Annotated in this window: 5 protein-coding genes; all 5 read left to right on the forward strand. The window is 67.1% G+C overall.

The window, feature by feature from the left end:
- Window positions 1-410 precede the first annotated feature (410 nt).
- The 5 genes from glgA to BLX41_RS13635 are packed head-to-tail and all read left to right on the forward strand — an operon-like array spanning window position 411 to window position 8,972.
- Complete coding sequence (gene glgA, locus BLX41_RS13615) at window positions 411-1,979, forward strand: glycogen synthase GlgA (protein WP_123725308.1); 1,569 nt, start codon at window positions 411-413, stop codon at window positions 1,977-1,979.
- A 14-nt stretch (window positions 1,980-1,993) separates the two neighbouring features.
- A complete protein-coding gene (treZ, locus tag BLX41_RS13620; RefSeq protein ID WP_123725309.1) occupies window positions 1,994-3,790 on the forward strand; it encodes a malto-oligosyltrehalose trehalohydrolase in 1,797 nt (598 codons plus the stop codon).
- On the forward strand, window positions 3,787-5,868 hold the full coding sequence (gene malQ / locus BLX41_RS13625; protein ID WP_123725310.1) for a 4-alpha-glucanotransferase: 2,082 nt from the start codon (window positions 3,787-3,789) through the stop codon (window positions 5,866-5,868). The genes treZ and malQ overlap by 4 nt, the downstream gene beginning before the upstream one ends.
- The gene (locus BLX41_RS13630) at window positions 5,865-8,651 is read left to right on the forward strand and encodes a malto-oligosyltrehalose synthase (RefSeq protein WP_123725311.1); all 2,787 of its coding nucleotides are present in this window, start codon (window positions 5,865-5,867) and stop codon (window positions 8,649-8,651) included. The genes malQ and BLX41_RS13630 overlap by 4 nt, the downstream gene beginning before the upstream one ends.
- 21 nt (window positions 8,652-8,672) lie before the next feature.
- Window positions 8,673-8,972, forward strand: coding sequence for a DUF2934 domain-containing protein (locus BLX41_RS13635; protein ID WP_123725312.1), 300 nt, complete (start codon window positions 8,673-8,675; stop codon window positions 8,970-8,972).
- Window positions 8,973-9,102 lie beyond the last annotated feature (130 nt).

The following is a 9,102-nucleotide window of genomic DNA, read 5'->3' on the forward strand; positions in this document are numbered from 1 at the left end:
CCCTCGCACGCCCTCACCGTTTTCGCGCCGAGGCCATTTCGCCCCCGCTCTGCTGCGGTGCACGGCCGACCTTTCGTCGGGATAAATCCGTCCGCCAGTCCCCGCCCCGGGCGAAAACCCCGCCCCGCACGGCACCGCTCTAGGTTCTGTCCTAGACTGCTTTTCGCAGCGTGACCGAGCGGTCACTTTTGCATTGAAAAAGTCGAAACTTTTCGCTTCGGCCCAAGGTCAGGTTAAAGGTAGGGTCGCTGCCACTGGTGCATTCCTTGCAACGGCTCCTCCATCCTTTCTGCTTCAGCGCTCGAGCAGCTCAGGCTGATCGATGTGTGGCGCGATTGCGCCCGGCCACAGGAATGGCCCGACAGTAGCGCTTGAATCACCAGAACAGATCAATAAAACGGGAGAGACCTATGATCAGCGCCGCATTGGACACTCAGGGAGAGCATCCTCAACAGCAGGCCGGTGAACGTGCCCCCCAGGCGATTTCCGTCACTGGAGGCAAGACCGTACTGCCGCTGGCTCGTCAGAACCCCAACCGCAAGCGGGTGCTGTTCGTCACCTCGGAAATCGCCGACCTGGTGAAGACCGGCGGCCTGGGCGACGTCTCCGCCGCCCTGCCCCGGGCCATGGCCCACCTGCACGATGTGCGGGTGCTGATCCCCGGCTATCCCCAGGTGCTGCACAGCGAGAACCCCATCCATATCATCGGCGAGCTGGGGGGCCACGCGGCGTTGCCGGCCTGCAAGATCGGGCGCATGGACATGCCCGACGGCCTGGTGATCTATGTGCTGATCTGCCCGGAGCTGTACGAGCGCGAAGGCTCGCCCTACGGCGCCAACAATGGCCGCGACTGGCCCGACAACCACATTCGCTTTGCCCGCCTGGGCCTGGCCGCCGCCGATATCGCCGCCAACCTGGCACAAATCCACTGGTGCCCCGACCTGGTGCACGCCCACGACTGGCCCGCCGGGCTGGCCCCGGCCTACATGCACTGGCGCGGGCAGCGGACCCCGACCCTGTTCACCATCCATAACCTGGCCTACCAGGGCGTGGTCAGTCTGGCTTCGTGCCCGGAACTGGGCATCCCCGAACACGCCCTGCAACAGGAAGGCATGGAGTTCTACGGCAAGCTGTCGTTCCTCAAGGCCGGCATGGCCTACGCCAGCCACATCACCACCGTGAGCGCCACCTACGCCCAGGAAATCACCACCCCGGCCTTCGGGTGCGGACTCGACGGCTTTCTCGCCAGCAAGACCCAGCAAGGCTTGCTCAGTGGCATCCCCAACGGCATCGACGAAAGCTGGGACGCAGCCACCGATGCGCACCTGCTGTGCCCCTTCAGCATGGGTGATTGGGACGGCAAGGCGGCCAACGCCGCCCATGTGCGGCAGATGTTCGGTCTCGACGCCAGCGACGGCCCACTGTTCGCCGTGGTCTCGCGACTGGTCTACCAGAAGGGCCTGGACCTCACCGAGGGCGTGGCCGAATTCATCGTCGCCAGCGGCGGCCAGATCGCCATCATCGGTCGCGGCGAACCGGAAGAGGAACAATCCATGCGCGCCCTGGCCCGGCGTTTCCCCGGGCGCATCGGGGTCAATATCGGCTTCAATGAAACCGATGCCCGGCGCATGTTCGCCGGCAGCGACTTCCTGCTCATGCCGTCGCGCTACGAGCCCTGCGGGCTGAGCCAGATGTACGCCCAGCGCTTCGGTTCGCTGCCGGTGGCGCGCAACACCGGCGGCCTGGCGGACACCATCGAGAATGGTGTCACCGGCTTTCTCTTCGACGAATCCACGGTCGCCAGCTACCAGGAAGCGCTGACCCGGGCCTTCAAGGTCTTCGCCTATCCGGCGCTGCTCAACGCCATGCGCTGCCGGGCCATGGCGGCCCCGTTCAACTGGTGCAAGGCGGTGGAGCCCTACGCCGAACTCTACGAACAACTGGTGGCCAAGGCCCTGGGGCAGGCGGTCAGACAGTAAGGGGGCCTGGACCGATGCCATCAAGCACCCGGCAAAGCTGGACCCATGGCGCAGTGATGCTGGACACCGAACACACCCGGTTCGCCCTGTGGGCCCCGGATGCCCGTGAGGTCAGCGTTGAACTGGCGGACGGCCGGTCACTGCCGATGCTGGCCGAGGCTGACGGCTGGTTCGTGATTCAGGTGCGCTGCCCGGCGGGCAGCCGCTACCGCTTCACCATCGATCGGCAGATCCAGGTGCCGGACCCGGCCTCCCGGGCCCAGGACGGTGATGTGCATGGCCCGAGTCTGGTGGTCGACCACACTGCCTACGCCTGGCAGCAGCCACAGTGGTGTGGCCGGCCCTGGCACGAGGCGGTGATCTACGAGCTGCATGTCGGCGTCATGGGCGGCTACCTGGCGGTGCAGCAAGCCCTGCCGGCCCTGGTGGACCTGGGGGTGACCGCCATCGAGCTGATGCCCCTGGCGGAGTTCCCCGGCGAGCGCAACTGGGGCTACGACGGCGTCCTGCCCTACGCCCCGGAAGCCTCCTATGGTGCTCCCGACGACCTCAAGGCCCTGATCGACGCCGCCCACGGCCTGGGCCTGGCAGTGATCCTCGACGTGGTCTACAACCACTTCGGCCCCGACGGCAACTACCTGCAACGCTACGCCAAGGGCTTCTTCCGCGAGGATCTGCACACCCCCTGGGGCGCGGCCATCGACTTTCGCCGGCGGCAGGTGCGCGACTTTTTCATCGACAACGCCCTGATGTGGCTGCTGGACTACCGTTTCGACGGCCTGCGCCTGGACGCCGTGCACGCCATCGACGATCCCGACTTCCTCCATGAACTGGCCCTGCGGGTACGCCAGGCGGTGCCGGCGTCGCGCCAGGTGTGGCTCAACCTGGAAAACGAATTCAACCAGGCCAGCCTGCTGCAGCGGGGTTTCGACGCCCAGTGGAACGACGACGGGCACAACGCCCTGCACGTGCTGCTCACCGGGGAGACCGACGCCTACTATGCCGACTTCGCCGACGAACCCACCACGCAACTGGCCCGCTGCCTGAGCCAGGGCTTCGCCTTCCAGGGCCATGCCAATCGCCACGGCGAACCCCGGGGCGAACCCAGCGGCCACCTGCCCCCCAGCGCCTTTGTGCTGTTCCTGCAGAACCACGACCAGATCGGCAACCGGGCCTTCGGCGAGCGCCTCAACCAACTGGCGCCGACCCAGGCCCTGCAGGCGGCCACGGTGTTGTTGCTGTTGTCACCGATGATTCCGTTGCTGTTCATGGGCGATGAAGTGGCGGCCCAGGAACCGTTCCTGTTCTTCACCAGCCATCAGGGGGAACTGGCCGAAGAGGTGCGTCAGGGTCGGCGCAACGAATTCGCCGCCTTCAGTGCCTTTGCCGACGCCGCGCAGCGCCAGCGCATTCCTGATCCCAACGCCCCCTCGACCTTCCAGGCGTCACGGCCCCTGCCCCAGTCAAAACAGGCCGAGACAACCCGTGAGCTGTACCGCAGCCTGCTGCGTATCCGCCACCGCGAGCTGATCCCGCGCCTGCCCGGTGCCCAGGCCCTGGACACTCAAGTGCTGGCCGAAGGTGCCCTGAGCGCACGCTGGCGCCTGGGAGACGGCAGCCTGCTGCGTATCGACCTCAACCTCAGCCCGCACCGGGTCGAACTTGAGCCCGAGGCCACCGCGCAACTCTGGTTCGAACACCCGGCGCAAACCCTTGAACACTGGCAGCAGGGCTGGCTACCGGCCTTCAGCGTACTGGTGCAGCTGGACAGCGGGCCTTGCCCCACCGCCCCCGATGGAGAACGCCGATGAGCGATGCGCAACTGGAAATACTCGCCAGCCGCGCCGGCCTGGCAGTGGACTGGATCGACGCCAACGGCCGACCGCAAAAAGTTGAGGCCCGGGTGTTGCGGGCCGTGCTGGCAGGCCTGGGCCACCCCGCCGACAGCGACCAGGAAATCGCCGACAGCCTGCAGCAGTTGCACCAGCTGCAGCAGAGCCGGCACCTGCCGCCGCTGCTGACCGCCGACGTCGGCCAGGACCTGGACCTGGCCCGGTACTTCGCGCCCGGGACCCTTTGTGCCATCGAGCTGGAAAACGGCGAACCGCTGTCGTTGCAGCTCGACGATCAGAGCGTACTGCCAGGACAGATCCCGGTGGGTTACCACTCGGTGCGCATCGAGGAGGAACACTTCATCCTCGCGGTGGCCCCCGAACGCTGCTACAGCGTGGCCGACGCCGTGGCCCAGCCCACCCCGCGCGCCTGGGGCCTGAGCGTACAACTGTATGCCCTGCGCCGCGCCGGTGACGGCGGATTCGGCGATACCCAGGCGCTGGAAGAGCTGGCCCGGCAAGCCGCCGAGCGCGGCGCCGATGCCCTGGCCATCAGCCCGTTGCATGCCATGTTCAGCAGCGATCCCCAGCGCTACAGCCCCTATTCGCCCTCCAGCCGGCTGTTTCTCAACAGCCTGTATGCCGCTCCCGGGGCCATTCTCGGCGACCGGGCCTGGCGCAGCGCCATCGAATCTTGCGGCCTGGGCGAGACCTTGCAGGCACTGGAACAGCAACCGCTGATCGACTGGCCCCAAGCGGCCCAGGCCAAGCAACAAACGCTGCGCGCCCTGTACGAAGGCTTCTGCCTCGGCCAGCACCCCTTGCACGAGGACTTCGCCAGCTATCGCCGCAACGCCGGCGAAGCCCTGGAAAACCACTGCCGCTTCGAAGCCATCCAGGCCGAACGCGCCGCCCGCGGCGAAGACCCGGACTGGCGCCACTGGCCGCAACACTGGCGCAACCCGGCAAGCCCGGCCCTGGCCCGGTTCGCCGAGGAGCAGGCCCATGAAATCGGCTTCCATGCCTTCTGCCAATGGCTGATCGCCCGCAGCCTGGAACGGGCGCAGAGCGCGGCCCGCAGCAGCGGCATGGGCATCGGCCTGATCGCCGACCTGGCAGTGGGTGCCGACGGCGGTGGCAGTCAGGCCTGGAGCCGCCAGGAGCAGTTGCTGGCGGCCCTGACCGTGGGCGCGCCACCGGACATCCTCAATCGCCAGGGCCAGGGTTGGGGCATCTGTGCTTTCTCTCCGGAAGGTTTGCAGCGCCATGGTTTTCGCGCCTTCATCGAAATGCTCCGGGCCAACTTCGCCCATGCAGGCGGCTTGCGCATCGACCATGTGATGGGCCTGCAACGGCTCTGGGTGATCCCCTTGGGAGCACCGCCCTGCGACGGTGCCTACCTGTATTACCCGGTGGACGACCTGCTGCGCCTGCTGACCCTGGAATCCCATCGGCACCAGGCCATTGTCCTCGGCGAAGACCTGGGCACGGTGCCCGATGGCCTGCGGGAAAAACTCGCCGCCCGGGCCATGCTCGGCATGTGCGTGCTTTTGTTCGAACAGGATCACGGCTGCCACTTCAAGCCGATCCTGGACTGGCCGGACAACGCCCTGGCCACCACCAGCACCCACGATCTGCCGACCCTCAACGGCTGGTGGCAGGGCCGCGACATCGACTGGAACCTGCGCCTGGGCATGGTGGATGAACCGGGCGCGCGGCAATGGCGCGAACACCGTCAGCGCGAACGTGACGGCCTGCGCCAGGCCCTGGCCCAGGACCCGCAGAACTTTCACCAAGAGGCTCACGAAGCCGATCAGGTGCTGGACGCCAGCGTGCGCTTTCTCGGCCATACCCGCGCGCCGCTGGTGCTGCTGCCCCTGGAAGATGCCCTGGGCATCGACGAACAGGCCAACCTGCCCGGCACCCTCGACAGCCATCCCAACTGGCGCCGCCGCCTGGCCAGTGCCAGCCGACGCCTGCTGGACGACAGCGACGCTGCCCGGCGCCTGGAACTGCTGGCCTGTGCCCGGCAACAAGCCCTTGAGCGTGACCGATGACCCTGCCGTCCCTGCCCTTGGCGCGGGCCAGCCTGCGCCTGCAGTTTCATCAGGGCTTCACCCTCGACGACGCCGTGCCCCTGGTGCCCTACTTCGCCCGCCTGGGCATCAGCCATCTCTATGCGTCCCCGCTGCTCTGTGCCCGGGCCGGCTCCCAGCACGGCTATGACGTGGTGGACCCGACCCGGGTCAATCCGGAGCTGGGGGGCGAAGCGGCCCTGCGGCGTCTGGTGGCGGCCCTGCGTCAACATGGGATGGGCCTGATTCTCGACATCGTGTCCAACCATATGGCCGTGGGCGGCGGCGACAACCCCTGGTGGCTGGACCTGCTGCAATGGGGGCGCCTGAGCCCGTATGGCGAATTCTTCGATATCCAGTGGCACTCCGCGGACCCGCTGATGGAAGGCCAACTGCTCCTGCCGTTCCTTGGCAGCGACTATGGCGTGGCGCTGCAGGAAGGCAGCTTGAAGTTGCAACTGGACCACGACCTGGGTGGCTTTCATGTACAGCACCATGAACATCGCTTTCCCATCTGCCCCTGGGACTACGCACAACTGCTGCGACTCCCCGAGCCGCTGGACGCCGAGTCCGGTGCGGCCCTGAAGTCCCTGGCCGACGGTTTTGCTGCGCTGCGCTTCAACAGCGACGCCCACGCCCAGGCCCGGCCGCTGCAACAGGCCCTGGCACACCAGCTGCAGCAGCCGTCAGTACGCCAGGCCATCGACGCCCACTTGCAAGGCTACGACTCGCGCCAGGCAGAAGGTTTCACCCGTCTGCATCAGTTGCTGGAACAACAGAGCTACCGCCTGGCCAGTTGGCGCACCGCAGCCGATGACATCAATTGGCGGCGCTTCTTCGACGTCAATGAACTGGGGGGCCTGCGGGTCGAACGCCCGGCCGTGTTCGAAGCCACCCACGCCAAGATCTTCCAACTGATCGAGGAACATCTGGTGGATGGCCTGCGCATCGACCACATCGACGGCCTGGCCGATCCCCGGGGTTACTGCCGCAAGCTGCGGCGCCGGGTCGACCGCCTGCGCCCGGGCCAGCACCTGCCGATCTACGTCGAGAAGATCCTCGGCGCGGGCGAGACGCTGCATCGCGACTGGGGGGTGGACGGCAGCACCGGCTACGAATTCATGAACCAGCTGTCGCTGCTGCAACAGGCGCCCGCCGGCCAGCCGCTGCTGGCAGAACTGTGGAGCCGGCACAGCCAGCGTTCGCCGCAGTTCGGCGACGAGGCCCTGCTGGCACGCCGGCAGATCCTCAACGGCTCCCTGGCCGGCGACTTTGAAAACGTGGCCCAGGCGCTGCTGCAAGTGGCGCGCCTGGACCTGATGAGCCGCGACCTGACCCTGGGGGCCATCCGCCGGGCGCTGCTGGAGCTGATCGTGCACTTTACGGTGTACCGCACCTACATCAGTGCCCGGGGCCGCGGCCCCCAGGACCAGCTGTTTTTCCAGCAGGCCATGGACGGCGCCCGGGGCAGCCTGAGCGAGGCCGACTGGCCGGTGCTGGACTGCCTGGAGCGCTGGCTCGGTGGCCAGGGCTGGCGCCGGCAGCCACCGGGCCGGGGGCGCAAGCTGCTGCGCCACGCCTGCGTGCGCTTCCAGCAATTGACCGCGCCGACAGCGGCCAAGGCCGTGGAAGACACCGCCTTCTACCGCTCGGCGGTGCTCCTGGCACGCAATGACGTGGGCTTCAACAGCGAACAGTTCAGCGCGCCGATCTCGGCCTTCCACAGCGCTTGCCAGCAGCGCCTGGAGAGCTTCCCCGACAACCTGCTGACCAGCGCCACCCATGACCACAAGCGCGGCGAAGACAGCCGCGCGCGCCTGGCCCTGCTCAGTGAGCGGGCTCCCTGGTATGCCCGCCAGGTGGCCAGCTGGCGACTGTTGGCCGCGCCCTTGCGCCAGCACCCCGACGCCCCTTGCGCGGGCGATGAACTGATCCTCTACCAAACCCTCCTGGGCAGCTGGCCCCTGGATTTGCAGGCCGAGGATCAGCCCGGCCTGGAGCGCTATGCCCGGCGCATCTGGCAATGGCAACTCAAGGCCCTGCGTGAAGCCAAGCTGCACAGCAGTTGGGCAGCGCCCAACCCTGACTACGAAGACGGAGTGCAGGCTTTTGTCGACGCCGTGCTGGGCTCGCCGCAAGGCCTGGCCCTGCGCCAGTCGCTGGCGGCGGCAGCCAACAGCATCGCTCCTGGCGGCGCCCTCAACAGCCTGGCGCAAACTTTGCTGCGCATGACCGTACCGGGGGTGCCGGACCTGTATCAGGGCAACGACTTCTGGGATTTCAGCCTGGTGGACCCGGACAACCGCCGACTGCCCGACTACCCGGCCCGGCAACGGGCCCTGGACAGCCCCCGCGATCCTCGGCAGTGGCTGGCCCAGTGGCGTGACGGACGCATCAAGCAGGGCCTGATTGCCCGCACCCTGGGCCTGCGCGGCCAATACCCGGAGCTGTTCCAGCGCGGCAGCTACCAGCCATTGCCGGTGCTGGGCCAGGAAGCCGGTCGGGTGCTGGCGTTCATGCGTGAATACCAGGAGCAACGGGCCGTGGTGATAGTGCCGATCCAGGTGGCCGGCCTGCTGGATGACAGTGCAATCCCCAAGGTGGATGCGCAGCGCTGGGGCGATACCCGGGTACAACTACCGTTCACCGCTTCGAGCCGCAACCTGAATGGACTTTTTTCAACCGGAGCAGTCACACCCCACAGGGAGTTGCTGATCAGTGCCGTATTGCAAGACTTTCCGCTCAACCTTTTGATTCAACATTGAGTTCAGTCCAGGAGCATTGCGATGAGTACCGACGACAAACGCATTCGTGAATTCGCCTATCAGATCTGGGAGTCGGAAGGGAAACCGGAGGGCCACGAAGCCCGACACTGGGAAATGGCCCGCAAGCTCGCCGAGGCCGAGGCCCTGGCCCCCAGCCAGCCGCCCAAGACCGCCAAGGCCAAACCTGCCACGACCAAGCCGGCCAGCAAGAGCGCGAGCAAACCCGCGGCCAAGTCGGCCGCCGCGGTGGTGGTGCCGCCGGGAGAGAAGCCGGCAGCGCCGAAGAAACCCCGGGCACCGCGCAAGCCGCCAGCCCACTGACGACACTCCCGCCCCGTCTATCGCCCTGAACCGGTGGCGCATCCCTGCGCCACCCAGGATGGCTTCGCCCTGGAAAACCCTCGGCTGGCCCTCCGATCCTTTTTTGCAGGAGCAACCATGAGCAGATCCA

It is taken from the genome of Pseudomonas protegens, assembly GCF_003732485.1.
Taxonomy (GTDB): Bacteria; Pseudomonadota; Gammaproteobacteria; order Pseudomonadales; family Pseudomonadaceae; genus Aquipseudomonas; species Aquipseudomonas protegens_B.